The following is a 26044-nucleotide window of genomic DNA, read 5'->3' as shown; positions in this document are numbered from 1 at the left end:
ACGATCAGGGGACCCTCATCGCAGCGCTCGACCGGACAGTAGTCGATCGCTGACTGGCCGTCGCGTACAGAGAGGTAACGACGATGACCACGCAGCACCCCTCCCACCTTCCGCATTCGCTGGAGGTGGCCCCCGAAGCACCGGACCGCAACCTGGCCCTGGAGCTCGTCCGGGTGACCGAGGCGGCGGCCATGGCAGCCGGCCGCTGGGTCGGCCGCGGCGACAAGAACGGCGCCGACGGCGCGGCCGTGAAGGCCATGCGCACCCTTGTCTCGACCGTCTCGATGAACGGCGTCGTCGTCATCGGTGAAGGCGAGAAGGACGAAGCCCCGATGCTCTACAACGGCGAGCGGGTCGGCGACGGCACCGGCGCCGAGTGCGATGTGGCCGTCGACCCGGTGGACGGCACCACGCTGACCGCCAAGGGCATGGCCAACGCGGTCGCCGTCCTGGCGGTGGCCGACCGCGGCACCATGTTCGACCCGAGCGCCGTGTTCTACATGGACAAGCTCATCACCGGCCCGGAGGCCGCCGAGTTCGTCGACATCACCGCCCCGCCCGCGGTCAACATCCGCCGGGTCGCCAAGGCCAAGGGCAGCTCGGTCGAGGACGTCACCGTGATGATCCTGGACCGGCCGCGGCACGAGAAGCTGGCCCGTGAGGTCCGCGAGGCGGGCGCCCGGATCAAGTTCATCACCGACGGCGACGTGGCCGGCGCCATCATGACCGCCCGCGAGGGCACCGGCGTCGACCTGCTGCTCGGCGTCGGCGGCACCCCCGAGGGCATCATCGCGGCCTGCGCGATGAAGTGCATGGGCGGCGTGATCCAGGGCCGGCTGTGGCCCAAGGACGAGGCCGAGAAGCAGCGGGCGCTGGACGCGGGCCACGACCTGGACCGGGTGCTGACCACCAACGACCTGGTCAGCGGCGAGAACGTGTTCTTCGTCGCCACCGGCATCACCGACGGCGAACTGCTGCGCGGGGTGCACTACCGCCACGAGACCGCCACCACCAGCTCGCTGGTGATGCGTTCGAAGAGCGGCACGATCCGCCAGATCGACTCCACCCACAAGCTGTCCAAGCTGCGGGCGTACAGCGCGATCGACTTCGACCGGGCGAACTGACGCACGGTGAACGACGGCGGGGCCGGGCGCTCGTGGCGCCCGGCCCCGTCGTCGTTCAGCCGGCTATCCGCCCCGGCTCGGCGACCACCCGGCGCCCGGGGCCGCGCTGACCGGACACCAGCTGGGCCTCGGCCCGCAGCTCGACCTCGCGGCGCCGCCGCCGGGCCAGCACCACCCGCCGCTCCGCCGCCGTCAGCCCGCCCCACACGCCGTACGGCTCCGGCTGGGCCAGCGCGTGCTCGCGGCAGGAGAGCAGCACCGGGCAGCGGGCGCAGACCCGCTTGGCGTGCTCCTCGCGGGCCAGCCGGGCGGCCGTCGGCTCCTTGGACGGGGCGAAGAACAGCCCGGCCTCGTCCCGGCGGCAGGCCGCGCCGGTGTGCCAGGGATTCTCCTCCAGGTGGTCGAGCCGCACACTCGCGGGAGCGCTCAACTGAGGGCGCTCCGGCCCGGGCCGCTCGGTGGCGGCCCGGACGACGTCGGTGGTGCTGGGCTCGATCGGGTGCAGCACGGCGACTCCTGACACAGCTCGGGAAAGGCTCGCGTCACTGCCCGGCTGCCGCCCTGAGTGCCGTACGACGCCGTCTGACCGCAGCCGTTCAAGAAAACGATGTGCCCGAGGAATTACCCCACGCGATCCTGGTTCATGCACACCGTGTTCGCCCGGGCACAGCCTGCACTTGAGTCAACCCCGAGTGTCGCTCGCCGAGTTGACGGAACGTGAGGTTCCGCGCCCCGCCCCGGCTCAGCTGTCGAGCTGCTTGCGCACCCACTCCTTGATCTTCTTGCCCCGGCGCGCCTTCGCCTCGCAGCCGCTGAAGATCGCCGTGCCCTTGATCCGCACCACCGGCGCGTACGGGTCCGGCGCGACCTGCTCGCGGATGTCGAAGGCGCCGAAGATGCCGACGCCGCCGCCGACCAGGGTGACGTTCTCCGGCACCCGGATCGTGACCCCGCCGAAGATCGCGTGGATCTCGATCACCACCTCCGGCGACTCGAAGACGGCGTCCGTCAGGTCCAGTTCGGCCCCGCCGAAGATCACGGTCGCCTTGATGTGCGAGCCGACCCGCCAGCGCCCCTTGCGCGCCGCGCCGCTGAAGATCGCCACCATGTTGGCCGGCTCCTGCCGGGCCGGCGGCAGCTGCGAGGCGGGCGCCGCGGGCCGCTCGGTGCCGGGGGTGACCGGCCGGTGGGCCGGCAGGTCACGGGTGAGCGGGGCCAGTTCGCCCAGGGTCTTGGCGTTGTACGCCGCATCGATCCGCTCGGCGTGCTCGTCCATGCTCAGCCGGCCCTCGGCGTAGGCATCGCGCAGCAGCTCGGCGATCCGCTCCCGGTCGGCGTCGGAGGCGCGCAGCTCGGCCTCGGCGACCCGACGCTCCGGCTGGGCCGCCGACGCGGGGTCGGCCTTGCGCAGCGGGATCGGCCGCGCGGCGCGGGACTGGTCGGACGGCTCAGGTGACGGCGAGTTCTCCACCCGCCCAGCCTAGGGGCTGGGCGGGCCCGGAACGAGGGGTATCAGGGTCGTCTCGGGGTGCTCTTAGGGTCGGCGCCCGACTCCTCAGGGTCGGCGTGACTCCGGTCACCCCCGCTCACCCGCCCGCAGCGTCCGCCGCCGCTGGTTCTAACCTGGAAGGCGCTTCGCCGACGCAGCACCATCAATCCGTGAAGGACCTCGCATGGCACCCACGCCAGACTTCGCCTACTCCGACCTCCTCCCGCTCGGGACCGACCCCACCCCGTACCGAAAGCTGACCTCCGAGGGCGTCAGCACCTTCGAGGCGGACGGGCGGCGCTTCCTGAAGGTCGAGCCCGAGGCCCTGCGGCTGCTCACCGCCGAGGCGATGCACGACATCTCGCACTACCTGCGCCCCGCGCACCTGGCCCAGCTGCGCCGGATCCTGGACGACCCCGAGGCCAGCCCGAACGACCGCTTCGTCGCGCTGGACCTGCTGAAGAACGTCAACATCTCGGCCGGCGGCATCCTGCCGATGTGCCAGGACACCGGCACCGCCATCGTGATGGGCAAGCGCGGGCAGCACGTGCTGACGCAGGGCGGCGACGAGGCGGCCATCGCGCGCGGCGTCTTCGACGCGTACACCAAGCTCAACCTGCGCTACTCGCAGATGGCCCCGCTGACCATGTGGGACGAGAAGAACACCGGCTCCAACCTGCCGGCCCAGATCGAGCTCTACGCGACCGACGGCGACGCGTACAAGTTCCTCTTCATGGCCAAGGGCGGCGGCAGCGCCAACAAGTCGTACCTGTACCAGGAGACCAAGGCGATTCTCAACGAGAAGAGCATGCTCTCCTTCCTGGAGCAGAAGATCCGCGGACTCGGCACCGCCGCCTGCCCGCCGTACCACCTGGCCATCGTGGTCGGCGGCACCAGCGCCGAGTTCGCGCTGAAGACCGCCAAGTACGCCTCCGCGCACTACCTGGACCAGCTGCCGACCAGCGGCGACGCGGCCACCGGGCACGGCTTCCGGGACCTGGAGCTGGAGGCCAAGGTCTTCGAGCTGACCCAGAAGATCGGCATCGGCGCCCAGTTCGGCGGCAAGTACTTCTGCCACGACGTGCGGGTGATCCGACTGCCCCGGCACGGCGCCTCGCTGCCGGTCGCGATGGCCGTCTCCTGCTCGGCCGACCGCCAGGCGCTCGGCAAGATCACGGCCGAGGGCGTCTTCCTGGAGCAGCTGGAGACCGACCCGGCCAAGTACCTGCCGGAGACCACGGACGACCACCTGGACGACTCCGTGGTGCGGGTCGACCTCAACCAGCCGATGTCGGACATCCGCGCCGAGCTGTCCAAGCACCCGGTCAAGACCCGCCTGTCGCTGACCGGCACCCTGGTGGTGGCCCGCGACATCGCGCACGCCAAGATCAAGGAGCGGCTGGACGCCGGCGAGGGCATGCCGCAGTACCTCAAGGACCACCCGGTCTACTACGCCGGTCCGGCCAAGACCCCCGAGGGCTTCGCCTCCGGCTCCTTCGGCCCCACCACGGCGGGCCGGATGGACTCCTACGTCGACCAGTTCCAGGCGGCCGGCGGCTCGATGGTGATGCTCGCCAAGGGCAACCGCTCCAAGCAGGTCACCCAGGCCTGCGCCGCCCACGGCGGTTTCTACCTCGGCTCGATCGGCGGTCCCGCGGCCCGGCTGGCCCAGGACTGCATCAAGAAGGTCGAGGTGCTGGAGTACGCCGAGCTGGGCATGGAGGCGGTCTGGCGGATCGAGGTCGAGGACTTCCCGGCGTTCATCGTGGTGGACGACAAGGGCAACGACTTCTTCGCCGAGGTGACCGACGGCCCGCTGATCACCAGCATCCGGGTCCGCTCGTAGCGGTTGCCCGATCCGGTACCCCGGAGCCCTCGCGGCTCCGGGGTACCGTCACGCCTGGCCGGTCTCGAACCGGCTGATCCTGCCGTTCTCGACGGTGAACCGCCAGGCGGTGCGCATCTCGCCCCAGGTCTCGTTGCGGAAGTTGGCGATCAGCGCCCGGCCGCCGTCCGACTCGGTCTGCACCTCCATGTGGCCGCGCGAGGAGAAGATCTCCTTGTCGATCCACTGCTGCAGGTCGCGGTCCGAGCCGTCGTCGGACATCGTCGCGCCCTCGGTGAGCAGCGCCAGGAAGGCGGCGCGGTCGTTGTCGTTGATCGCCGCCACCAGGGCGCGGACGGTCGGGTCGGAGAGCTTGGCGATGGCGATGGTCATCTGAACTGAACTCCTCAGCAGGTCGTTCCAGGGGGATGCCAGCACTCTCACACGCGCCCGCGCCGGGCGGGCGGCGCATCACCGCAGCCGTCCCCCCGCCGGCTCAGCCCGCTCCCGGCGGTGCTGCGAGCGGGCACCGGGCGTTCACTCGTAGGGGTTGCCCCGCGTGGGTGTCGCGGTGGGCGGGACCGGACGGCATCGATCATCTGAATGGACGTCAGTTCCACATGATCGCAAGGCAGGTGCCCGCATGACCCGCAGCTCGCTCGCCCATCCCGCCCGCCGGCTGCTGGTCGCCGGCGCCGCCCTCACGCTCGTGCTGGCACCGGCCGCGGCGGTCGCGAACGCCGCGGCGCCCTCACGCTCGGACCTCGAGGTCGTCAAGCTGATCCCGCAGGCCGCTCCGCCCGGCGGCACCACCGAGGTCACCGGCTTCGTCGCCAACGGTGGCCCGGACACCACCGCCCACTCGTTCACCGTGACCATCACGCTGCCCTTCGGCAGCTACGCCGAGGCACCGTTCTTCCCCGACAACTGCCAGCCCGGCGAGGGCGGCCACAGTGTCCGGTGCACCTTCCCGGCCGGGCTGAAGCCGGGGCGGACGGCGAGCGCGCACATCCCGACCCGGATCGAGGAGAACGTGCAGCCCGGCAGCCTGCTCACCGGCGGCGAGGTCACGGTGACCAGCCAGGACGACCCGAACCCGCTTAACAACAGTCAGCAGTTCGGGATCCAGGTCCTCTGAGGGCGGGCCACAAACGTCGGAGCCCCCGGGGGGACCGGGGGCTCTCCGCGCGTAGCGCCGCAGGACAACTACGCGATGCAATCAGGCCAAACTCGGCAAGCCATTAGACCGTTCGTCAGTGCGTGTTGACGATCTCGCCGAGCGGCTGAACGGTGCCGCCATTGCCTGCCTGAACCGGCGCGGCAACCTCGGGCTCCGTGCCCTCGGCAGGCTCAACCTGCTGGTCGGCAGCCTGCCCCGTCGCCTGGATCGCGCCCGTCAGGGCGCTGTCCGCCTCGCCGGTCTGCTCGGGCAGCGCGATCGGAGTGTTGTTATCGGCCATCGCCGGACCACCTCTCGGGTGTCAGTACTCAACCGCCCCGGTCGGTCTGGCCGCGGCGTGGGGACAGTATCGTAGGGTCCGTTAAATGTCTTATAAACAGCCCTCCGGCTGAACAAAGCGCCCGTTTTGCCCTTCCTGACCGGGCATTGCGGCCGGAGCATGGAGGGCACCACTTCGAGATTCGAAGTAGCAGGCCATCGGGGGACCTTATGGAGCTTCAGGCGACGCAGCACCATGCCGTGCTGCGCTTCCAGGTGCTCGGACCCGTCCAGGCCTGGCGCGACGGGCAGCCCCTCGCGCTGGGATCTCCGCAGCAGCAGGCCGTGCTGACCACCCTGCTGCTGCACCACGGACGGCCGGTGACCACCCAGGAACTGGTGGACGGCCTCTGGGGTGACCGCCCGCCGCCGCAGGCCGTGGCCGCGCTGCGCACCTACATCTCCCGGCTCCGCTCGGTGGTCGAACCAGGGCGGGAGGTTCGCAAGCCCGCCGAACTGCTGATTTCGGTGCGGGACGGATATGCGCTGCGAATCCCGGACGAATCGCTCGATCTGGCGATCTTCAACGCCCGTGTCTCCGAGGCCGCCGCCGCCCGGCAGTCCGGCCAGTCGGAGACCGCGCACCAGCTGCTGACCTCGGCACTCGCGCTCTGGAACGGCCAGCCGATCTCCGGCATCCCGGGTCCGTACGCCGATGCCCAGCGGCAGCGCCTGGCGGAGCATCAGGTGGCGGCCCGCGAGGAGCGGTCCGCCGTCGCGCTGGAAATCGGCCTGCATGCCGAAATCGTCGCCGAATTGACCAACCTGACCGCAGAGCAGCCGCTCCGCGAGCGGCTGCGCGAACTGCTGATGCTCGCGCTTTATCGAAGCGGTCGGCAGGCCGATGCGCTCAACGTGTATGCGGCCACCCGAAAGCTGCTCATCGACGAGCTCGGCGTCGAACCCGGCGCCGCACTCGCGGCGATGCACTCCCGGATCCTCTCCGCCGACCCGACACTGATGAATTCCGCACCGGAATTGCGGATTCCACCGGCCGAGAGCGCGACCCTGGCGCCGCCCGCCCAGCTGCCCGCCGACGTCTCGGACTTCAGCGGACGCGCTGAACTGGTCGGCGAGCTGCGCGAGGTGCTGCGCGGCGCGTCCGGCCAGGCGGTCGTGGTGACCTCGCTGGCCGGGATCGGCGGCGTCGGCAAGACCACGCTGGCGGTGCACGTCGCGCACAGCGTGCGGGCCGAGTTCCCGGACGGACAGCTCTACGTCGACCTGCGCGGAGTCAGCGCGACACCCGCCGACCCGGCCGTGGTGCTGGGTGACTTCCTCTTCGCGCTCGGTGTCACCGAGGCGCCGGAGTCCTTCGAGCAGCGGGTGGTGATGTACCGCTCGGTGCTGGCCGACCGGCGGATGCTGATCATGCTGGACAACGCTCACGACGCGCAGCAGATCAACCCGTTGATCCCCGGGGTGGCCGGCTGCGCGGTGCTGGCCACCAGCCGCTCGCGGCTGGCGGGCATTCCGGGCGCCCACCTCTTCGACGTCGAGGAGTTGACGCCGGAGGAGGCGCTGGAACTGTTCGGCGCGATCGCCGGCCGGCACCGCATCGAGGCGGAGCCGGAGGCCGCGCTCGCCGTGGTCAGGTCTTGCGGCTTCCTGCCGCTCGCCGTCCGGATCGCCGCCGCCCGGCTGGCGAGTCGGCCGCGCTGGACCGTCGCGGACCTGGCCCGGCGGTTAGCTGACCAGCGGCGCCGGCTGGACGAACTGCAGCTCGGCAACCTCGCGGTGGAGACCACGCTCGGGCTCGGCTACGGGCAGCTCCGGGACGAGGAGGCCCGGGCCTTCCGGCTGCTGGCCCTGGTCGACTGCCCCGACCTGCCGCTCTCGGCGGTGGCGGCGCTGCTCGGCACCGGCGAGGACGAGGCCGAGGACCTGGCGGAGGCCCTGGTCGAGGCCAACATGCTGGAGTGCTTCACCCCGGGCCGCTACCGGTACCACGACCTGCTGCGGCTGTTCGCGCAGAAGCAGCGGGAGAAGGTCGCGGACCTGGCGGACACCCAGGCGGCGCTGCTGCGGCTGCTCGCCCTGCTGGTCGCCACGGTCCGCAATGTCGCGCAGATCGTGGATCCGGACAATCGGCTGATCGAACCGCTGCAGGTGCCTACACATCCAGGCGAGTCGCTGGTCAGCGCGGACGCCGCGCGCGGCTGGCTGCGTTCCGAACTGCCGCTTGTCCTCGGGGCGATCGAGGAGTCGATCGACGGGCCGGCGGAGCTGCTCCGGCTCGCCATCGACCTGCTGGTGACCCTCAACACCGTCGCGGAGGAACCGAACCACGCGCAGCGGATCCGGCGCACCTTCAAGATCGCCGAGGCCGCCTCCATCGAAGGCGGCGACGACGACGCGCTGGCCCGGGTCCGCTACGTCCTCGCCTTCTTCGCCTACCTGACCGGGAGCTACCCCGAGGCGGAGCAGTCCCTACGGGACTGCCTGAACCTGCTGGGGAGCCAGACACCGGGCCTTCGCTCCGCGGCGAGCAGCATGCTCGGCTCCGTGCTGACCATCGCCAGCCGCCCGGCCGAGGCCCTGCCGTTCCTGGCGGAGGCCCGCGACCTGTCGACCACGCTCGCCGCGATGGGCAGCGCGGCCCGGATCCAGGGAAACATCGCCAGGGTTCACCTGAAGCTGGAACAGCATGACGCCGCCGTCGAGTCGGCGACCGCCGCGGTCGCCACCGCGCGCAGCTCCGGCAACGTGCGCTGCCTGGCCGACACCCTCTACCAACTCGGCGTGGTACTGCGGACCACCGGTTCACCGGCGGAGGCCGCCACCCAGCTGCGCGAGGCGCACCAGCTCTACCAGGACCAGCAGCAGCGGCTCTGGGAAGGGCTCTCGCTGGCCCGGCTGGCCGGCTCGCTGCTGGCGGTCGAGCAGCTGAAGGAGGCGGCCGCGGCCGCCGAGGAGGCGCTGACCATCGCTCAGGAGATGGACGCCGCCTACTGCCAGGGCCTGGCTCACGCCGCGCTCGGCGAAGCGCTGCTCCGCCTCGGCACCCCTGCTCGCGGCCTGGCCTGCCTGACCGAGGCCCAGGAGATCTTCACTCGGCTCGGTGTGCCCGAGGCCCACGCCGTGCGGAGCCTCATCGACGAGCAGCACACCGAGCCCCCCTCCACCAGCGCGCCGTAGTCACCAGGCCCCCCCGGGAGCGGGACCCCCGTGTCCCCGCTCCCCCGGTATCCCCGGTGGCTCCCCCGTTTCCCCCCGTCGGAAAGCACGTCCCCCCGGACGAAGTGACCCCGCAGCCCCCCGGCTGCGGGAGCACCTCTGTGCGCTTCCCCGGCGCTGAGAAGACTCTGACAGTGCCCGATTGACGTTGGATAAACGACGAATAGTCGACCCGGCCCACCGGCCCGAGCAGGCATACTGTCAGCTCAGCGGCCCGGCTGTCGCGCACCACCCAGCACGCCATGCGGGCGCGCGGCAGCGCCCGCACCACCCCTGCCCGCCCCGTCGTGCTTCCGGTGACCCGCTGCCGACCAGGGAGCTGACCGGTGAATCGGGTCCCGTCGGGATGAGTTGGCCGGAAAGGGACTCCACAGCACCGTGATCGCGCATATTCTCAGAGGCCAGGTGGCACGCGCGCTGGTGGCGTGCCCGATCGGACAAGGGCGGAGTGGGCTGAGGGCTCGACAGGCGACGCGGAGCGGGACACCACGGTCGGCGCGTGGCGCGGCGGCGGGTGGCCAGGTGGGAAAGGTGCCTCTCAATCGTGACGACGGGACAGATATCGGACCCCGCCCGGGGTGGGACCGCCGGGCCTGCCCCGACCTGCCACGGCGCGGACCGCGGGCCGGGCTCCCGCAGGATCGACCGCAGCGCGGAGCGGGCGCTGCAGGCGGTGGCCTTCGACGCGATCGGTCCCCGGTACAGCGAGGCGTTCCCCGCCAAGGCCGGCCAGCTGGCGGCTGCCCGGCGGGTGATCGCCGAGCTCGAACCGGGCGCGCGGGTGCTGGAGATCGGCTGCGGCACCGGTGATCCGACGGTCCGCCAGCTCGCCGAGGGCGGCCTGACGGTCACCGCCATCGACCTCTCCGACGGGATGCTCTCGCTCGCCCGCCGGACCCTGCCCGGCGCCGCCGACTACCACCGGATGGACCTCTACGACCTGGGCACCGCGCGCGCCGAGACGGCCTGGGGGCTGCCCGCGCTCGGTCCCGCCGGGGCCGGTGGCTTTGCGGCGGCCACCGCCTTCTTCTCGCTGATCCTGCTGCCGCAACGGGAGGTCCGGGTGGCGCTGCGGCGGATCCGGACGCTGCTGCGGCCCGGCGGGCTGCTGGCGCTCGGCATGGTGGAGACCGACCTGGACCACTACCCGATGCGCTTCCTCGGCCAGGAGATCCGGATCAGCGGGTTCCTGCGCGAGGAACTGAGCGAGACGCTGGGTCAGGCCGGCTTCACGGTGGAGGCGCTGAACGGCCGGCCGTACGCACCGGCCAGCACCACGCTCCCCCCGGAGGAGCAGCTCTTCCTGCACTGTCGCCGGACCGCCTGACCAGCTGAAACACCCTGCCCCATCCGCACCAGGTCCAGCCAGACCAGCGAGACCAGATCCGACCAGTAAGAACAGGCAGCCGTGCGCGACCTTCCCACCCCTCAGGCCGGCCAGCCGCCCGCCGTCCCGGCCCAGCGCCGTCCGCCGCCCGGGCAGCCCGCCGCCACCGCCACGCCGCTGAACCTGCGGGTCCGGCAGGCCGTCACCGAGCGCCTCGGCTACCTCAACGACGCCACCCGGCAGATCAACACCAGCCTCGATCCGGCCGCCACCGTCCGGAGCCTGGCCAAGGTGCTGGTCCCGGCGCTGGCCGACGCGGCGCTGGTGCACCTGCGGGAGCCGGTGCTGGGCGGCGGCCAGGGCCGCCACCGCAACGGGCCGGTCACCCTGCGGCTGCACCGGGCGGAGGGCAGCAGGCTCGGCAACGGCCGGCGCCTGGTCACCGCGCAGCCCGGCGGCGCGCTGGACCGGGCGCTGCGCGAGGCGGCACCGGCCGGCCCGGTGGTGCTGGGCACGGCCGAGGGCGAGCGGCTGCGGCCGCTCTTCGCCGAGCTGTACGGCGCCCGCGCGCTGGCCGGGCTGGCCCGGGGCACCGCGCTGCTCGCGCTGCCGCTGCGCGGCCGGGAGAAGCGCGGCAAGGAGGCCGACGGCAGGCAGCGCCGGGCGGACTCGGTGCTCGGCCTGCTGGTGCTGGTCCGGCGCCCCGGCAAGCCGGACGACGACTACCACGTGCTGCACGCGCACACCCGGTACGGCGAGCAGGCCAAGGAGCCGGCCCGCTTCGACCCGGCGGACACCCAGACCGCCGCCCACCTGGCCACCCTGGCCGGCCTCGCGGTGGACACCGCGCAGCGCTACACCCGCGAGTCGGAGATCGCCAACAAGCTGCAGCGCAGCATGCTGCCCGACGACCTGCCGCAGCCGCACGGGGTCCGGCTGGCGCACCGCTACCTGCCCGGCGAGGCCGACTCCCAGGTCGGCGGCGACTGGTACGACGCGATCCCGCTGCCCGGCAACCGGGTGGCGCTGATCGTGGGCGACGTGATGGGCCACTCGCTGACCTCGGCCGCCGTGATGGGCCAGCTGCGGACCAGCGCCCAGACGCTGGCCGCGCTCGACCTGCCGCCGCACGAGGTGCTCTACCACCTGGACGAGCAGGCCCAGCGGCTCGGCCGCGAACAGCACCTGGCCACCTGCGTCTTCGCGGTCTACGACCCGATCGCCAACCGGATCGTGGTGGCCAACGCCGGGCACATGCCGCCGGCGATGATCCACCCGGACGGCCGGGCCGAGCTGCTCGAGGACCTGCCGGCGGGTGCGCCGATCGGCGTCGGCGGGGTCGACTTCGCCTCCCAGGAGCTGGACGCGCCGCCCGGATCCGCGCTGCTGCTCTTCACCGACGGCCTGGTGGAGACCCGCCGCCGCTCGCTCTCCAGCGGCCTGGAGCGGCTGCGCGAGCGGCTCTCCGGGGTGCACCAGCACTCCCCCGAACAGCTCTGCCACGAGGCGCTGCGGATCCTGCCGCCCGGCGACCGCGGCGACGACATCGCGCTGCTGGCGGCCGCCTTCGACGGGATCCCGGCGAACGACGTCGCGTACTGGTACCTCCAGCCGCGCAACGAGACCCCGGGGCGGGCCCGCCGGCTGGTCGGCCACGCGCTGCGCCGCTGGGGCCTGGACGAGCTGGTGGAGAACACCGAGCTGATGGTGAGTGAGCTGGTCACCAATGCCGTGCAGCACGCCAAGAAGCCGGTGACGCTCCGGCTGGTGCGTACCTCGGTGCTGCGCTGCGAGGTCGGCGACGACAGTCCGCAGCTGCCGCGCCGCCGCAGGGCGGGCCTGGAGGAGGAGCGCGGCCGGGGCCTGGAGCTGGTCGCCAAGTGCGCCGACACCTGGGGCTCGACCCGGCTGGGCGGCGGCAAGATGGTCTGGTTCGAACAGCGGTTGCCGGCCCGGTCCGGTGCGACGGGCGGGGCAGCGGGCGGCGGGATCAGAGCGGGCGGTGCATGATGTGCAGGCCGACCAGGCCCAGCTCCGGGTGGCGGAAGCCCTCGGGGACGGTGCCGAGCACCTCGAAGCCGAGCGAGCGGTAGAGCCCGACGGCGCGCTCGTTGCTCGCCACCACCGCGTTGAACTGCATCGCCCGGAACCCCGCCGCCCGCGCCCAGTCCAGCGTGTACGCGCACAGCGCCCGGCCCACCCCGCGCCCGGCGTGCGCCGGGTCGACCATGTAGCTGGCGCTCGCGACATGGTCGCCGTTGCCCGGCCGGTTGGCGTTCATCTTCGCGGTGCCGAGCACGGTGCCGGCCTGGTCGACGGCGACCACGGTGCGGTCGGGCGTGGGCAGCAGCCACCAGTCGCGGCCCTGCTCCCGGCCGAGGTCGAGCGGGTAGGGGAAGGTCTCGCCCCGCGCGACGATCTCCTGGAAGAACGGCCAGATGGCGGGCCAGTCCTCGGCGGTGGCTTCCCTGATCAGCATGGGCACAGCATGCCGGGCGGACCGGTCGCGGCGCCAAGGGTTATGCCCGTCACTGCCGCAGGCGGCGCCAGAGCGGGCGGGGGATGATCCGCAACCCGTGCGAGAGGACGGCGAGCTTGCGGGGGATCCAGACCACGGCGGCGCCGCGCGAGACGCCCGCCGCGACGGCGGCGCCGACCGCGGGGGCGGTGGTGGCGGCGGGGGCGGGCGGCATGCCCTCGGTCATCCGGCCGATCACGAACCCGGGGCGGACCAGCAGCACCCGCACCCCGCTGCCGTGCAGCGAGTCGGCGAGCCCACGGGCGAAGGCGTCCAGGCCGGCCTTGGCGGCGCCGTAGACGAAGTTGGCCTTGCGCGGACGGACGGCGGCCACCGAGGAGAGGATCACGATCAGGCCCCGGCCCTGCGCCCGCAGGTGCGGCACGGCGGCGAGCAGGGTGGTGACGTGGCCGGTGAGGTTGGTCTCGATCAGCCGGCCGGCGGCCACCGGGTCGCCGTCCAGCACCTGCTGCGGCGTCAGGATCCCGGCGGCCGAGACCACCAGGTCGATCGGCCCGCCCGCGAACAGGTCGTCCACCAGGCGCTGGTGGCCCTCGATGGCGGTGGCGTCGTAGGGCACGGTGCGCACCTCGTAGGGGAGGTGGGCGCCCAGTTCGGCCATCCGCTGCTCGTCGCGCCCGGCCAGGATCACCTGCGAGCCGGGCGGCGCGTCCAGCGCCTTGAGGATCTCGTGGCCGATCTCGCTGCCGCCGCCGAGCAGCAGGATCCGGCCCGGCGGGCGGCGGTGCCCGTCCGAGGAGCCGGCCACCGGGCCGGCCACCGGGTGTTCGGACGCATCGCCCAGGTGATTCGCGTCGGTCATGTGGTTCAAGGACACAGTCCCAGTCTCCGTCCCAGGTCGGACCGCAGGGTGTCGGTGGGGTCCAGACGGGCCCGCACCGCGCGCCAATCGTCCAACGACCCGTACATCGCGTCGAAGGCGGCACGCCCGAGACGGGCGTCCTTCGCCAGATAGACCCGCCCGCCCGCCTCGGCGACCCGCCGGTCCAGCCGGTCGAGCACCGCGTGCAGCCGGCCCCGGGCCAGGGTGCTGCCCACCGGCAGGTCGACGGCGAGCGACCAGCCGGGCAGCGGGAAGGAGAGCGGCCCGTAGCCCGCCCGGCCGAACCGCTTCACGGTGCCCAGGAACGGCGCCGCCCCGGCCCGGCGCAGCGCCGTCAGCGCTTCGCCCAGCAGTCCGGCGGCCGGTTCCGGCACGGCGAACTGGTACTGCAGGAAGCCGCGCGGCCCCAGCGCCCGGTTCCACTCGCGGACCGCGTCCAGCCGGTGGAAGAACTCCGGCAGGCCCTGGACGCTGTGCCGCTCGCGCGGTGCCCGGCGGTACCAGAGCCCGTTGAAGGCCCGCGCGGTCAGCGGGGTGAACGGGCCGACCGGCAGCCGGGGCGCGCGCGGCGCGCGTCCCGGGGTGTAGCGCAGCTCGCCGCCCGAGGCCAGGTGGTCGCCGCGGTCCACGATCCCGCGCCCCAGTGCCCGCCCGCTCGCCGTGGTGTCGATCCAGGCGACCGCGTAGCGGCTGCCGCGCGAGGCCGCGTCCAGCTCGTCGAGCAGCGCGTCCAGGTGGGCGGCCCGCCGCGAGGTGACCCGCAGCCGGTCGCTGCCCAGCGGCAGCAGTCGCAGGGTGGCGGCCAGGATCACGCCGGTCAGGCCCATCCCGCCGACCGTCGCCGCGAAGGCCTCGCCGTCCTGGTCCGGGGTCAGCACCCGCAACTGCCCGGTCCCGTCCAGCAGTTCGATGCTCTCCAGCCAGTGGCCGATGCTGCCGTCGATGCGCTGGTTCTTGCCGTGCACGTCGGCGGCGATGGCGCCGCCCACGGTCAGCCGGCTGGTCCCAGGGAGCACCGGGAGCAGCAGCCCCGCCGGGACCACCCGGGCCAGCAGCTGCGCGAAGCTGACCGAGCCGGCCGCCCGCACCGTGCCGCCCAGCGCGTCCAGCTCGATCGTCTGGTCGGTCGCCGGTGCCAGCACCACTCCCCCGGCGCTCTGCGCGGCGTCCCCGTAGCTGCAGCCGGCGCCGCGGGCCAGCACTCCGCGCTCGGCGCAGCCGGTGATCAGCTCGCTCAGCGCCTCGGCGGGCAGCGGCCCGCGCACCTCGCTGCGGCTGCCGGTGCTGCGACCCCAGCCCTGGAGAAGTTCCATCACGCCGTCCCCGCTGCCACGAAGAGCATCAACCAGACCAACTCGCACCCCAGCATCGGCCCGTCCCGGGTGATCAGGTCCTCGACACGCGCCATGGTGGCCCGGCCGGTCAGCCGGTCGAACCGGAGCAGTGCGGCGGCCAGCGGCAGCACCGTCACCAGGTGCCAATCGGCGGCCCAGCGGGACCCGTTGAGCAGCGCCCAGCTCAGGTAGGCGCCGATCATCGCCACGCTCACCACCCGCTGCGCCGTCCGCAGCCCCTGGGGGGTGTAGCGGCGCAGGCAGGGCCGGTGGCCGGCGGCGGCCGGGCCGAGCGCCGCCAGCTCGGTGTACCGCTTGGAGATCGCCACCAGCAGCGCGCCGAGGCTGCAGACCAGCACGAACCAGCCGGAGGGCGCGACCGCGGCGGCAGCCGCGCCGCCTATCGCGCGCAGCACGAACCCGGAGGCCAGCATGGTCAGTTCGAGCACCGGGAGGTGCTTGAGGGTGGCGCAGTAGAGGAAGGACAGGGCCAGGTAGCCGGTCACGCAGGCGGCCAGGCCCGCGTCGGCGGCCAGCAGCGCGCCGGTCTCGGCCAGCGCCACGCAGGCCACCGCGACCGCCAGCGCGTGCCGTTCGGCCAGCTCGCCGCTGGCCACCGGACGGGTGCGCTTGACCGGGTGGTGCCGGTCGCGTTCCGCGTCGGCCACGTCGTTGACGAAGTACACCGCGCAGGAGGCCAGGGTGAAGGCGACGAAGGCGACCAGGGCGCCGCCCACGCCCTCGATCCGGCCCCGGTCGGCGGCGGCCACCGGCGCCGCGAAGACCAGCAGGTTCTTCGGCCACTGCCGGGGCCGGGAGGTGCGCAGCACCGCACGCGGCCAGCCGAGCCGGGCGGCGCCGGCCGGGGCGCCGATCGGCTGGAGTTCGGGGACCGGCTGGAGTTCGGGGGCCGGCAGCACCGGCGGCTGGGCGGTCATCGGGCGTACACCGCCGTGAAGTCGCGGCTGGTCGGCTCGAAGTACCGGTCGGCGGGCCGCTCCTGGTCGGGCAGCAGCTTGGTGGGCACGGGGTTCGCCGGGTCGGAGCCCGACTGGTAGTAGTTGTACGACATCCAGGCCGGGTTGATGTCCAGCTGCATCGCCTGCACGCAGCCGGCCTGGTGCAGCAGGTCGGCCAGGGTGCGCACGGAGAGCGCGGGCCCGTAGGCGTAGACCAGCCGGCCGTCCTCGGTGACGCCGACGCCCGAGCGCCAGACGAAGAACTTGCCGCCGATGGTCAGGCCCCAGCCGCTCTCCACGTTGTGGTCCACGTCCTCGGGCACCGTGCCGTGGTCGACGATCAGCCGCAGGTTCTGCCGCACGCCCACCACGTCCGGGGTCATCGAGACCTCGTCGCCCCAGCTGCCGACGGCGGTGTGGCCGTCCTTGTAGAAGACCAGCGAGCCCGCGCCGTCCCGCAGCGTGCCGTGCGTGACGCCGTTGAGGTAGAAGCCGCCCTGCGCCTCGGCCACCTTGAAGCCGCCGTTGAAGCTGGCCAGCAGGCCGGCCCTGGCGTCGGCCGGGATGTTCGGCGGCACGCCCCAGTTGTCCGGGCCCGGGTCGTCGGTGCCGGGGTGCAGCTGGAAGCGGGTCAGGCGCTGGTCCATCGAGACCACGGCGGCCAGGTAGGAGGTGTGCTCGCTGTCCGGGCGCAGCATCGCGCTGAGCACCGAGGGGATGCCCCGGGAGCTGCCGATCACGTGCCAGGCGCCCTCGCCGGGGAGCGGGTCGCCGGCCGGCGAGACCAGCGGGGCCGGGTTGATCGGCGCCAGCGCCGGGGCGTCGGAGTGCTTGTTCTCGGCGCTCGCGACGGCGGAGGAGGCGATGGGGGGCAGGCCGCCGGGGGTGAGCGCGATGGTGGGACGGCCGCCGACCTTGGGCGGGTCCATCTTGTACTGGGCGGCCTCCAGCCCGGTCACCACCGGGCCGAGGTGGTGGTCGCGGGCCCATTCGGCGACCCGGGCGACGTCGCTGTCGTTGCCGGGCGCGAGCAGCGCGCCGCCGATGGAGAAGCCGAGCCAGGTCAGGAAGACCAGGAAGAGGCTCAGCACCACCTGCACCGGACGCCGGTGCAGCAGGCGGCGCAGCAGGCCGGGGCGGGGTGGGGCGGGCGGTGGGGCGCCGCCCGGGTCGGTCGCGCTCGCGGGCTGCTGGTCCGTTTCGGGTTCGGTCGACGATGCCACGCCACTCTCTCCCTGCACTGGCGGCACCGCCCGGACGCGGGCGGGCAACCCGTTGCGGCGGGGCGGACCGCGAACTTCTCTGGCGTGCTCCAGCTCACCGTGGCCACGGCGGCCCGGCGACGCGGCGGCGACGGCCGGCGGGGCAGCGGCGAGGGGCCCGGCGGGGTGTCACCCGGCAGCGCGGGAGAGTGAAGTGACGGGACGTCAGATCAGTGGGGCTAGCCCTTGGGCCTCACCCGGACGGGCGCATCCCTACGGGCCGACGATCCGCACCGGCAGCTCGGCCAGCACGGTCCGCAGCGAGTCGGCGAACCGGTCGTACTCGGCGGCGCGGGCCGAGCCGGGGCGGGTGGCCAGGCCGATCCGGCGCCCGGGTGCCGGATCGGCGAAGTGGACGGCGGCCAGCCGGTCGGCGCGCCCGGACTCCACCGCCAGCGCGGTGGCCGGCAGCAGGGTGACGCCGAGCCCGCCGGCCACCAACTGGACCAGGGTGGAGAGCCCGGCGGCCCGGGTGGAGCCCCCGCCGGGCTCCGCGCCCACCTCGCGGCAGACGTCGAGCGCCTGGTCGCGCAGGCAGTGGCCCTCCTCCAGGAGCAGCACGTCCAGGTCGAGCAGCACGTCGCGGGGCACGTCGGTGCGCCCGGCCAGCGGGTGGCCGGGCGGGGTGACCAGGACGAAGTCCTCGTCGAAGAGCGGGATGTCGCGGGTCGGCGCGCTGCCTCCGGCGGGCAGCGCGAGCAGCAGCAGGTCGAGCCGGCCGGCGGCCAGGCCCTCGAGCAGCGTGGCGGTGCGCTCCTCGTGGACGTGCAGGTCGAGGTCGGGGTACTGGTCGCGGACCAGGCGCAGCACGGTCGGCAGCAGGTAGGGCGCGACGGTGGGGATCACGCCCAGGTGCAGCGGGCCGGTGAACGGGCGGCGGGCGGCCTCGACCTCCTGGGTCAGCTCGTGCAGCGCGGCCAGTGCCCGGCGCGCGTGCGCCGCCACCCGCTCGCCCAGCGGCGTGATGATCACCTTGCGTGTCGTACGCTCCACGAGTTGGGCGCCCAGCGACTCCTCCAGCGTGGCGAGCGCGCCGGAGAGGGCGGGCTGGCTGGTGCCGATGGCCGTGGCGGCGTCCCGGAAGTGCCGGTGCTCGACCACCGCGAGGAAGGCGCGCAGCTGCGCGACGGTGGGCGTCCGGGGGCGCGATGACCCTGAGGACTGCTGGGTACTGATAACTCTCTCCGATCAGATGGATCGAGTCTAGCTATTTCACTGATCACTGCGGGCTGTGTCACTGTTGGATCACGTCGGGATCCGTCGAATCATAGGCAATCCGGACACACTCCCCTTATTTTCCACACCCAGGAGAAGCGAACGTGCTGACGATCGGCGACAAGTTCCCCGAGTTCGACCTCAAGGCCTGCGTGAACCTGGACGCCGCGACCGCGTTCGCCGACATCGACCACAAGACCTACGAGGGCAAGTGGAAGGTCGTCTTCTTCTGGCCGATGGACTTCACCTTCGTCTGCCCGACCGAGATCGCCGCGTTCGGCAAGCTGAACGAGGAGTTCGCCGACCGCGACGCGCAGATCCTGGGCGTCTCCGGCGACTCGGAGTTCGTGCACCACGCCTGGCGCAAGGACCACGCCGACCTGCGTGACCTGCCCTTCCCGATGCTGGCCGACATCAAGCACGACCTGATGCGGGCCTGCGGCGTCGAGGGCGAGGACGGCACCGCCCAGCGCGCCGTCTTCATCGTGGACCCGAACAACGAGATCCAGTTCGTCATGGTGACCGCCGGCTCGGTCGGCCGTAACCCCAAGGAGGTCCTGCGGGTGCTGGACGCCCTGCAGACCGACGAGCTGTGCCCGTGCAACTGGACCAAGGGTGAGGACACCCTGGACGCCGCCGCCCTGCTGGCCGGCTGACCCATGGCGCTCGACGAACTGAAGGCGGCACTGCCCGAGTACGCCAAGGACCTGAAGCTCAACCTGAGCGCGGTCATCGGCAACTCGGACCTCCCGCAGCAGCAGCTCTGGGGCACCGTGCTCTCCTGCGCCATGGCCACCGCGAGCAAGCCGGTGCTGGCCGAGCTGGAGCCGCAGGCCAAGGAGCTGCTCTCCGAGCAGGCGTACACCGCCGCCAAGGCCGCTGCCGCGATCATGGCGATGAACAACGTCTACTACCGCACCACGCACCTCCTCTCGGACCACGAGGAGTACGCGAAGCTGCGGACCGGGCTGCGGATGAACGTCATCGGCAACCCGGGCGTCGAGAAGATCGACTTCGAGTTCTGGTGCTTCGCGGTCTCCGCGATCAACGGCTGCGGCCAGTGCCTGGACTCGCACGAGCAGGTGCTGCGCAAGGCGGGCGTGGACCGCGAGACGATCCAGGTCGCGATCCGGATCGCCGCCGTCGTGCAGGCCGTGGCCTCGGTGCTGGACGCCGAGGCGCTGCTGGCCTGAGCCCGACCCGGCGTCAGCTCCCGGTGGGGCCCCACTTCGCGAAGTGGGGCCCCACCAGTGTGTTCAGACCCGCCACCGTCTCGGCGCCGAAGACCAGCGCGGCCCGGGGCGCGGTGCGCAGCCGCAGCATCTCGTAGAGCACGTCGGCGAACGGCTGCACGGTGAGCGCGTGGGCGACCGCCACCGCTTCGTCCCGTTCGTCGTGATCGGACAGCCGCGCCAGGTCGCGCAGCATCGAGCGGCAGCGCACGTAGGCCTGGGCCCGGCCGCGCTCCAGCACCGGGCGGTCCAGGCCGAAGATCCGGATCGTCTCGCGGCCCTTGGGGGTACGCGGGCGGTAGGCGCCGGTGGCGAGCACCAGGTCGAGGTGGTCGGCGGGTTCGTCGGCGGTGGGGTCGATCAGCAGCGCCGCGCCGTGCCGGTCGGTCGGGTAGAGGTCGCGCTTCTGGTTGCTGTTGCAGAAGGCGCACGCCCACAGGTGGTTGAGCCAGTCGAAGGCGCGCTGCGGGGCCATCGCGATCGGCTGGAAGTGGTCGATGCTGGTGCCCTCGCTGTCCCCGCAGTACATGCAGCGGGAGAGCCCGGCGGCCATCGCGACCAGCTGGGCGCTCAGGTCGCGCCGGATGGTGCGGCTGTCCCGCCACAACTCCCGGGCACCGCCCCGGTACTCCGGCAACCGTTCGCTGCGGGCCGCCATCCGGCCGGCCAGCTCCTCGGGTAACGGGCGCCGCTGCAGCGGGATCATCTGGCGCGTCCCAGCCGGGCGGCGACCTCGTCGACCCGGGCGGAGAGCGAGCTCATCAGCCGGTCGGTCAGCTCCTGGTACTCGGCCAGCTCCTCGTCGGTGGAGTCGCCGGCCAGCACCCTGCCCTCCAGGTCGCCGATCCGGCGGCGGGCGTCCTCGGCCCGCGCGGAGTACGGCGACTCCAGGCCGAACAGCTCGGAGAGGACCGCGTCGTCGCCGCTGCCGTAGACGATCCGCCGGTACAGCTCCTCGCTGACCGGCTGCGGCGGGGCGTCCTCGTCCAGGCCGGCGATCCGGATCAACCCGCCGGGGTCGGCGGCCTGGCAGATGTACGGACTGTGCGTCGAGACGATGAACTGCACGCGCGGGAAGTGCGCCTTCAGCCACGGCCCGATCCGCTGCTGCCAGCTGACGTGCAGGTGGGCGTCGACCTCGTCGATCAGCACGATGCCGGGCAGGGTGATCGCGCCGTGCTCGTCCTGCGGGAGGCTGCCGTAGCAGTTCTGGAACTGGCGGACCAGGTCGAGCACCAGGGCGGCCACCGTGCGGTAGCCGTCGCTGAGTTCCCGCAGCGGGAAGTCGGGCCCGCCGACGTTCAGCTCACCGTCGCCGGTGCGGTGCACCCAGAGGCCGTCGGAGTCGACCCGGGAGACCGCGAAGCCGTCCGGCAGCAGGCCGTCCGAGAGCAGCGCGCTGACCACGTCCAGGGCCTGCTGGGCGCCGGGGCGGCCCTCGAGGCGGCGCACGTGCTGGTCGATCAGCCAGGAGACGCCCTCGGCGAGCGAGGCCTCCTCGTGGAAGAGGGTGGCGAGCCGGCCGACCGGGCCGGCCGAGAGCATCAGCCGCTGGCTCTCCCCGGCCCCGCCGAGCAGCCGGCGGAACGGGCCGTAGCCGGCGAAGAACCAGCCGCGCGGGTTCTCCGCCCACGGGCCGCGCTCGGGGCTGGCCGAGCCGAAGGCCTCCAGCTCCGGACGCGGGCCGACGGCCATCGGGATCCCCCCGGCCGGCGGCCGCGGCAGGGTCCACCGCAGGCCCAGCTTGAGGTCGTACTTGGGCGCCTTGCCGCTGCCCGCCAGCCGGTCCACCGACCAGTCCGGGCGGACGAAGGCCTGCACCCAGCCGGTCCGTTCGCCGGCCGTCAGCCAGCCGGAGAAGTCGCTGACCAGGCTGCGCGACACCGAGGGGCCGCCGAGGGCCAGCGCGAGGGCCCGCAGCAGCGTGGTCTTGCCGGCTCCGTTGCGCCCGGCGAGCACCGTCCAGCCGGCCTGCGGGAGTTCCAGCTGCCGCACCTCGCGGGCCGGGGTGAAGCCGCGAATGCCCGAGATGCCCAGCCTGGTCACATACATGACGCCACTTTAGGAGCTGACGGGCTGCTCCGGGGAGAGGTCGGACAGCTTCTGCGCCGATTGCGGCGGGGCGTCGGGCGCTGCCGCGTGGGCAGCCTCGTGCGCGGCCTCATGGGCGGCTTCCTGTGCGGCCGCCACCGCGATGAAGACCTCGTCGGCGGCGGCGTTGCGGCGCCGCAGGTGGCCGACCACCGTGTTGGTGACCGCGATCAGCGGCACCGCCACGATCGCCCCGCCGATCCCGCCGATGATCGAGCCGGAGGCCACTCCGAGCACCACGCCCAGCGGGTGCACCCGCACCGCGCGGCCCAGGATCAGCGGCTGCAGCAGGTGGCCCTCGATCTGCTGGACGGTGACCAGCACCAGCAGCACCATGCCGGCCGTGTAGACGTCCTTGGTGACCAGCGCGATCAGCACCGCCAGGGTGCCGGTGACCAGCGCGCCGACCAGCGGCACGAAGGCGCCCAGGAAGATGATCACGGCCAGCGGCATCGCCAGCGGCACCCCGAGCAGTTGGATCCCGATCCCGATGCAGAGCGCGTCGATGAAGGCGACGAAGACGGTGCCGCGCACGTAGGCGGTCAGCGTGGCCCAGGCCTTCGGACCGGCGCCGGCCATCGCGTAGCGGGACTGCCGGGGCAGGCCGCGCAGCACCCAACTCCAGATCTTGGCGCCGTCGTAGAGCAGGAAGTAGGTGGTGAAGGCGGCCAGCAGCACGCCGGTCACCACCTCGATCACGATGCCCACGGTGGTGAACCCGAGCGAGGTGATCTGGTTGGTGTTGTTGGTGATCGCGAGCTTCACCTGGGTGGTGAAGCCGTTCAACTGCTGGGGGGTCAGGTGCATCGGCCCCTTGAGCAGCCAGTTGTGCAGGGTCTGTACACCGTTGCTGGCCTGGTTGGAGACCTCGGTGATGTTGGTACTGACCTGCCAGAAGACGAACCAGCCGACCAGGCAGATGCCGGCCAGACCGGTCAGGAAGGTGACGGTCGCGGCCAACGAGCGCGGCACGCCGTGCCGCTTGAGCCAGGAGACCGTGGGTTCCAGCAGCGCCGAGATCAACACCCCGGCCAGCAGCGCGAAGGCGACCAGCCGCAGCATGTCGACCACGTAGAAGATCACGTAGAGCGCGGCACCGAGCAGCAGCAGCCGCCAGGTGGACTCGGCCGCCACCCGCAGCCCCCAGGGCACCGCCTCGGCCGGACTGGCCGGGCGCCCCGGATGCGGGTCACGCGGGCGCGGCTGCTCGCGGTGCGGCGGTTCGGCGTCCGCCGCGGCCGGCTGCGGGGTGGGGACGGCCTGCGGCACCGGGAGCGGCTGCGGCTCCAGCACCACCTCGGGGCGCACGGCGAGCGAGCCGGTCCGCTCCTCGACCGCGGCGCGACGGCGCTCGGCCAACCGGCCCGCCAGTGACGCGCTCCAGGTGACGGCCTTGGAGACCATGCGGCCGCGCTGCCCACCCCGTGCCATGTGGTCCGTCCTCCCGGTTCACCGCGGGCCGGGTGCCACGGTGTGCGGGTACGACGCTACCTGCCCGGTTCACCCTTTCGGCGCCGGGGCGGGAAAAACGCGCGAGCCCCCGGCCGGAACGACCGAGGGCGTCACACGCTGTGGTGACTGCGGCACCGACCGTGGGTCTAGTACCAGCTGTGGGCCTGCCAGAACGACCAGGCGCCACACGGGCTGCCGTAACGGTCGTTCATGTAACCGAGGCCCCACTTGATCTGGGTGGCGGGGTTGGTCCGCCAGTCCGCGCCGGCCGAGGCCATCTTGGAGCCCGGCAGCGCCTGGACCAGACCGTAGGCACCGGAACCGGAGTTGGTGGCCTGGTAGTTCCAGCCGCTCTCGCGCGTCACGATGTTGCTGAAGCACTGGAACTGGGTGCTGTCGCCGATGATCCCCTGGGCGATCGCCTGCACCGAACCCGGGCTGGCCGAGACGGGCGGCGCCGAGTCGTCGGTGGTGGTGACCGCCATCTGCGACTTGGCCTTCGCCAGGGCGGCGGCCTCCTGCTGCGCCTGCTGCTGAGCGGCCTGAGCCGCCTTGGCAGCGGCCTGGGCCGCGTCGGCAGCCGCCTTGTCCGCGTCGGCCTTGGCCTGCGCGTCGGCAGCCGCCTTGAGGCGGGCGGCCTGCTCGGCGGCCTGCTTCGTCGCGGCATCGGCAGCCTGCTGCTGGGCAACGGACTGGTTGGCGATGTTGTCGCTGATCGCCTGCGCCTGGCCAGCTGACGGGACGTCCGCGAACAGGGTGGACCCCGCGACATCGACCGACTGAACGGGAGAGGCCTCGCTGCCCGAAGCCACACCAACGACGGCACCGACAGCGGTGACGGCGGTGGCGGAGGCCACAGCAACTCCCCGGACCGAGATCCGAGTCACATGGTTTCCTTCCAGCGTCGACCCCGCGTGACCGTGAGGACGCAACATGCCCCTGGTCACTGGCCTCCACCTGGTGCTGGTCACGGGAGACACTGGCCCGGTGCCCACAGCCGGACAAGCCGGTGCGGGCAAGGAGTTCGGGCGGCGTACGGACCTTGCATATTCAGTTGACGCCCAACCAGCGGGCCGTACGCGGGGCCTGACAGAGACCTCACCATGCCGCACGGAGACACGGCTGCGCAATTCCCGGTTGCGTGGCGAAGCTCACATCATCCACCGGAGCTGGAATCGGCCGTTCCGCGGACCACGCGCGGTGCGATGTGCTGACGATCCGCCCGGTTCGAGGCCAACGCCAGGAACCGGGCGGATCGTTCGTATGCCGATACGGCAGACCTACCGGGGGCTCAGGGCTGGATGTCCTCGAGCATCTCGGTCACCAACGCGGCGATCGGGGAGCGCTCGGAGCGCGTGAGGGTGATGTGCGCGAAGAGCGGATGCCCCTTCAGCTTCTCCACCACCGCCACCACCCCGTCGTAGCGCCCCACCCGGAGGTTGTCCCGCTGCGCCACGTCGTGGGTGAGCACCACCCGCGAGCCCTGGCCGATCCGGGACAGCACCGTGAGCAGCACGTTGCGCTCCAGCGACTGCGCCTCGTCGACGATCACGAACGCGTCGTGCAACGAGCGGCCCCGGATGTGGGTGAGCGGCAGCACCTCCAGCATCCCGCGGGAGATCACCTCCTCGATCACCGCGGGCGTGGTGACCGCGCCCAAGGTGTCGAAGACGGCCTGCGCCCACGGGCTCATCTTCTCCGACTCGCTGCCCGGCAGGTAGCCCAACTCCTGGCCGCCGACCGCGTACAGCGGCCGGAAGACCATCACCTTGCGGTGCTGGCGACGCTCCAGCACCGCCTCCAGGCCCGCGCAGAGCGCCAGCGCCGACTTGCCGGTGCCGGCCCGGCCGCCGAGCGAGACGATGCCGACCTCGGGATCGAGCAGCACGTCCAGCGCCACCCGCTGCTCGGCGCTGCGCCCGCGCAGGCCGAACGCCTCGCGGTCACCGCGCACCAGCTTGACCCGGCCGTCCTGGGTGACCCGGCCCAGGGCCCGGCCACGCTCGGAGCTGAGCACCAGGCCGGTGTGCACCGGCAGTTCCTCGGCGCCGTCGACCACCACGGCGGCGTCGTGCGGGGCACCGAAGAGCTCGTCCACCTGGTCGGCGGCAACCGGCAGTTCGGACATTCCGGTCCAACCGGAGGTGATCGCCAGCTCCGCCCGGTACTCCTCGGCGAGCAGGCCGACCGCGCTGGCCTTGATCCGCATCGGGAGGTCCTTGGAGACGACGGTGACGTCGTACCCCTCCGCCTGCAGATTGCGGGCGACCGCCAGGATCCGGGTGTCCGCCTCGCCGCCACCGACCCGGTAACCGGCCGGCAGCACCGAGGGGTCGGAGTGGTTGAGCTCGACCCGGATCGAGCCGCCGATCTCGCCGACCGGGATGGGCTCGTCGAGTCGGCCGTAGCGGACCCGGAAGTCGTCCAGCAGGCGCAGGGCCTGGCGGGCGAAGTAGCCCAGTTCGGGGTGGTGTCGTTTGGCCTCCAGCTCGGTGACCACGACGACGGGGAGCACCACTTCGTGCTCCTCGAACCGCGTCATGGCGAGCGGGTCGGCCAAAAGCACGCTGGTGTCAAGGACGTACGTGCGCCGGTCTGGTGTCCGGCGGCTCTTGGAACTGACCACTAGGCCTCCAGGGCGGGCGACCCTGCGTCACCCGCGGCTCACCGGCCCCCGCGACCCCGATGGGCAGGGTG

Annotated in this window: 23 protein-coding genes; 8 read left to right on the top strand and 15 right to left on the bottom strand. The window is 72.6% G+C overall.

The window, feature by feature from the left end; all coding sequences use genetic code 11:
• Positions 1-83 precede the first annotated feature (83 nt).
• The gene (gene glpX / locus OG403_RS22685) at positions 84-1124 is read left to right on the top strand and encodes a class II fructose-bisphosphatase (protein WP_329567231.1); all 1041 of its coding nucleotides are present in this window, start codon (positions 84-86) and stop codon (positions 1122-1124) included.
• A gap of 55 nt (positions 1125-1179) precedes the next feature.
• Here glpX and OG403_RS22680 read toward each other — a convergent pair whose 3' ends face one another.
• Entirely contained in the window at positions 1180-1554 is a 375-nt protein-coding gene (locus OG403_RS22680) for a WhiB family transcriptional regulator (protein WP_329572457.1), read from the bottom strand.
• 312 nt (positions 1555-1866) lie between these two features.
• Positions 1867-2595 (bottom strand): DUF1707 SHOCT-like domain-containing protein, encoded by a 729-nt coding sequence (locus OG403_RS22675; RefSeq protein ID WP_329567229.1) that lies wholly within the window; start codon positions 2593-2595, stop codon positions 1867-1869.
• A 202-nt stretch (positions 2596-2797) separates the two neighbouring features.
• Here OG403_RS22675 and OG403_RS22670 point away from each other — a divergent pair, with 202 nt between their 5' ends.
• Complete coding sequence (locus OG403_RS22670; protein WP_329567227.1) at positions 2798-4459, top strand: fumarate hydratase; 1662 nt, start codon at positions 2798-2800, stop codon at positions 4457-4459.
• Positions 4460-4507: 48 nt separating this feature from the next.
• On the opposite strand, the gene OG403_RS22665 is transcribed toward OG403_RS22670, so the two are convergent.
• On the bottom strand, positions 4508-4831 hold the full coding sequence (locus OG403_RS22665) for a nuclear transport factor 2 family protein (protein ID WP_329567225.1): 324 nt from the start codon (positions 4829-4831) through the stop codon (positions 4508-4510).
• A 250-nt stretch (positions 4832-5081) separates the two neighbouring features.
• Between OG403_RS22665 and OG403_RS22660 the strand changes: the two genes are divergently transcribed.
• Entirely contained in the window at positions 5082-5576 is a 495-nt protein-coding gene (locus OG403_RS22660; RefSeq protein WP_329567223.1) for a hypothetical protein, read from the top strand.
• A 115-nt stretch (positions 5577-5691) separates the two neighbouring features.
• On the opposite strand, the gene OG403_RS22655 is transcribed toward OG403_RS22660, so the two are convergent.
• Positions 5692-5898: a hypothetical protein gene (locus OG403_RS22655; protein ID WP_329567221.1), complete on the bottom strand. Its 207-nt coding sequence runs from the start codon at positions 5896-5898 to the stop codon at positions 5692-5694.
• A gap of 209 nt (positions 5899-6107) precedes the next feature.
• On the opposite strand from OG403_RS22655, the gene OG403_RS22650 reads away from it, so the two are divergent.
• From OG403_RS22650 to OG403_RS22640, 3 genes are all read left to right on the top strand, one after another.
• Positions 6108-9074: an AfsR/SARP family transcriptional regulator gene (locus OG403_RS22650; protein WP_329567219.1), complete on the top strand. Its 2967-nt coding sequence runs from the start codon at positions 6108-6110 to the stop codon at positions 9072-9074.
• A gap of 679 nt (positions 9075-9753) precedes the next feature.
• Complete coding sequence (locus tag OG403_RS22645) at positions 9754-10440, top strand: class I SAM-dependent methyltransferase (RefSeq protein WP_442911083.1); 687 nt, start codon at positions 9754-9756, stop codon at positions 10438-10440.
• 81 nt (positions 10441-10521) lie between these two features.
• A complete protein-coding gene (locus tag OG403_RS22640; protein WP_329567216.1) occupies positions 10522-12450 on the top strand; it encodes an ATP-binding SpoIIE family protein phosphatase in 1929 nt (642 codons plus the stop codon).
• Here OG403_RS22640 and OG403_RS22635 read toward each other — a convergent pair.
• The 6 genes from OG403_RS22635 to OG403_RS22610 all read right to left on the bottom strand — a co-directional run bounded on the left by OG403_RS22635 (position 12431) and on the right by OG403_RS22610 (position 18458).
• A complete protein-coding gene (locus OG403_RS22635) occupies positions 12431-12919 on the bottom strand; it encodes a GNAT family N-acetyltransferase (protein WP_329567213.1) in 489 nt (162 codons plus the stop codon). The genes OG403_RS22640 and OG403_RS22635 overlap by 20 nt on opposite strands.
• 49 nt (positions 12920-12968) lie before the next feature.
• Entirely contained in the window at positions 12969-13781 is an 813-nt protein-coding gene (locus OG403_RS22630) for an SDR family NAD(P)-dependent oxidoreductase (RefSeq protein WP_329567211.1), read from the bottom strand.
• A 5-nt stretch (positions 13782-13786) separates the two neighbouring features.
• Positions 13787-15115 (bottom strand): FAD-binding oxidoreductase, encoded by a 1329-nt coding sequence (locus tag OG403_RS22625; RefSeq protein WP_329567209.1) that lies wholly within the window; start codon positions 15113-15115, stop codon positions 13787-13789.
• Positions 15115-16074 carry a decaprenyl-phosphate phosphoribosyltransferase gene (locus OG403_RS22620; protein WP_329567207.1) on the bottom strand — a complete coding sequence of 320 codons (960 nt, stop codon included), beginning with the start codon at positions 16072-16074 and terminating at the stop codon, positions 15115-15117. Before OG403_RS22620 ends, OG403_RS22625 begins: the two co-directional genes overlap by 1 nt.
• Complete coding sequence (locus OG403_RS22615; protein WP_329567204.1) at positions 16071-17318, bottom strand: phosphodiester glycosidase family protein; 1248 nt, start codon at positions 17316-17318, stop codon at positions 16071-16073. Before OG403_RS22615 ends, OG403_RS22620 begins: the two co-directional genes overlap by 4 nt.
• 252 nt (positions 17319-17570) lie before the next feature.
• The gene (locus OG403_RS22610; RefSeq protein ID WP_442910957.1) at positions 17571-18458 is read right to left on the bottom strand and encodes a hydrogen peroxide-inducible genes activator; all 888 of its coding nucleotides are present in this window, start codon (positions 18456-18458) and stop codon (positions 17571-17573) included.
• Between the two features lie 218 nt (positions 18459-18676).
• Here OG403_RS22610 and OG403_RS22605 point away from each other — a divergent pair, with 218 nt between their 5' ends.
• Together OG403_RS22605 and OG403_RS22600 are read left to right on the top strand one after the other, a co-directional pair.
• Positions 18677-19228: a peroxiredoxin gene (locus OG403_RS22605; protein WP_329567202.1), complete on the top strand. Its 552-nt coding sequence runs from the start codon at positions 18677-18679 to the stop codon at positions 19226-19228.
• Between the two features lie 3 nt (positions 19229-19231).
• The gene (locus OG403_RS22600) at positions 19232-19765 is read left to right on the top strand and encodes a carboxymuconolactone decarboxylase family protein (protein ID WP_329567200.1); all 534 of its coding nucleotides are present in this window, start codon (positions 19232-19234) and stop codon (positions 19763-19765) included.
• Between the two features lie 13 nt (positions 19766-19778).
• On the opposite strand, the gene OG403_RS22595 is transcribed toward OG403_RS22600, so the two are convergent.
• The 5 genes from OG403_RS22595 to OG403_RS22575 all read right to left on the bottom strand — a co-directional run bounded on the left by OG403_RS22595 (position 19779) and on the right by OG403_RS22575 (position 25973).
• Positions 19779-20510, bottom strand: a complete 732-nt coding sequence (locus OG403_RS22595; protein WP_329567198.1) for an HNH endonuclease — start codon at positions 20508-20510, stop codon at positions 19779-19781.
• On the bottom strand, positions 20507-21856 hold the full coding sequence (locus tag OG403_RS22590) for an AAA family ATPase (protein WP_329567196.1): 1350 nt from the start codon (positions 21854-21856) through the stop codon (positions 20507-20509). Before OG403_RS22590 ends, OG403_RS22595 begins: the two co-directional genes overlap by 4 nt.
• A gap of 9 nt (positions 21857-21865) precedes the next feature.
• A complete protein-coding gene (locus tag OG403_RS22585; protein ID WP_329567194.1) occupies positions 21866-23326 on the bottom strand; it encodes an AI-2E family transporter in 1461 nt (486 codons plus the stop codon).
• 167 nt (positions 23327-23493) lie between these two features.
• Positions 23494-24234, bottom strand: a complete 741-nt coding sequence (locus tag OG403_RS22580; protein ID WP_329567192.1) for a lytic transglycosylase domain-containing protein — start codon at positions 24232-24234, stop codon at positions 23494-23496.
• A 404-nt stretch (positions 24235-24638) separates the two neighbouring features.
• Positions 24639-25973: a PhoH family protein gene (locus OG403_RS22575; protein ID WP_329567190.1), complete on the bottom strand. Its 1335-nt coding sequence runs from the start codon at positions 25971-25973 to the stop codon at positions 24639-24641.
• Positions 25974-26044: the final 71 nt, after the last annotated feature.

This window comes from Kitasatospora sp. NBC_01266, from assembly GCF_036242395.1.
Classification (GTDB): Bacteria; Actinomycetota; Actinomycetes; order Streptomycetales; family Streptomycetaceae; genus Kitasatospora.
This window is presented reverse-complemented; position numbering and strand designations above follow the sequence as displayed.

What these genes read in the sequence shown, in the direction of transcription:
- OG403_RS22670 (WP_329567227.1), top strand. Translation starts at nt 2,798, where the DNA reads ATGGCACCCACGCCAGACTTCGCCTACTCCGACCTCCTCCCGCTCGGG.
- OG403_RS22595 (WP_329567198.1), bottom strand. Translation starts at nt 20,510, where the DNA reads ATGATCCCGCTGCAGCGGCGCCCGTTACCCGAGGAGCTGGCCGGCCGG.
- OG403_RS22665 (WP_329567225.1), bottom strand. Translation starts at nt 4,831, where the DNA reads ATGACCATCGCCATCGCCAAGCTCTCCGACCCGACCGTCCGCGCCCTG.
- OG403_RS22660 (WP_329567223.1), top strand. Translation starts at nt 5,082, where the DNA reads ATGACCCGCAGCTCGCTCGCCCATCCCGCCCGCCGGCTGCTGGTCGCC.
- OG403_RS22585 (WP_329567194.1), bottom strand. Translation starts at nt 23,326, where the DNA reads ATGGCACGGGGTGGGCAGCGCGGCCGCATGGTCTCCAAGGCCGTCACC.
- OG403_RS22630 (WP_329567211.1), bottom strand. Translation starts at nt 13,781, where the DNA reads ATGACCGACGCGAATCACCTGGGCGATGCGTCCGAACACCCGGTGGCC.
- OG403_RS22635 (WP_329567213.1), bottom strand. Translation starts at nt 12,919, where the DNA reads ATGCTGATCAGGGAAGCCACCGCCGAGGACTGGCCCGCCATCTGGCCG.
- OG403_RS22655 (WP_329567221.1), bottom strand. Translation starts at nt 5,898, where the DNA reads ATGGCCGATAACAACACTCCGATCGCGCTGCCCGAGCAGACCGGCGAG.
- OG403_RS22650 (WP_329567219.1), top strand. Translation starts at nt 6,108, where the DNA reads ATGGAGCTTCAGGCGACGCAGCACCATGCCGTGCTGCGCTTCCAGGTG.
- OG403_RS22620 (WP_329567207.1), bottom strand. Translation starts at nt 16,074, where the DNA reads ATGACCGCCCAGCCGCCGGTGCTGCCGGCCCCCGAACTCCAGCCGGTC.
- OG403_RS22625 (WP_329567209.1), bottom strand. Translation starts at nt 15,115, where the DNA reads ATGGAACTTCTCCAGGGCTGGGGTCGCAGCACCGGCAGCCGCAGCGAG.
- OG403_RS22600 (WP_329567200.1), top strand. Translation starts at nt 19,232, where the DNA reads ATGGCGCTCGACGAACTGAAGGCGGCACTGCCCGAGTACGCCAAGGAC.
- glpX (WP_329567231.1), top strand. Translation starts at nt 84, where the DNA reads ATGACCACGCAGCACCCCTCCCACCTTCCGCATTCGCTGGAGGTGGCC.
- OG403_RS22590 (WP_329567196.1), bottom strand. Translation starts at nt 21,856, where the DNA reads ATGTATGTGACCAGGCTGGGCATCTCGGGCATTCGCGGCTTCACCCCG.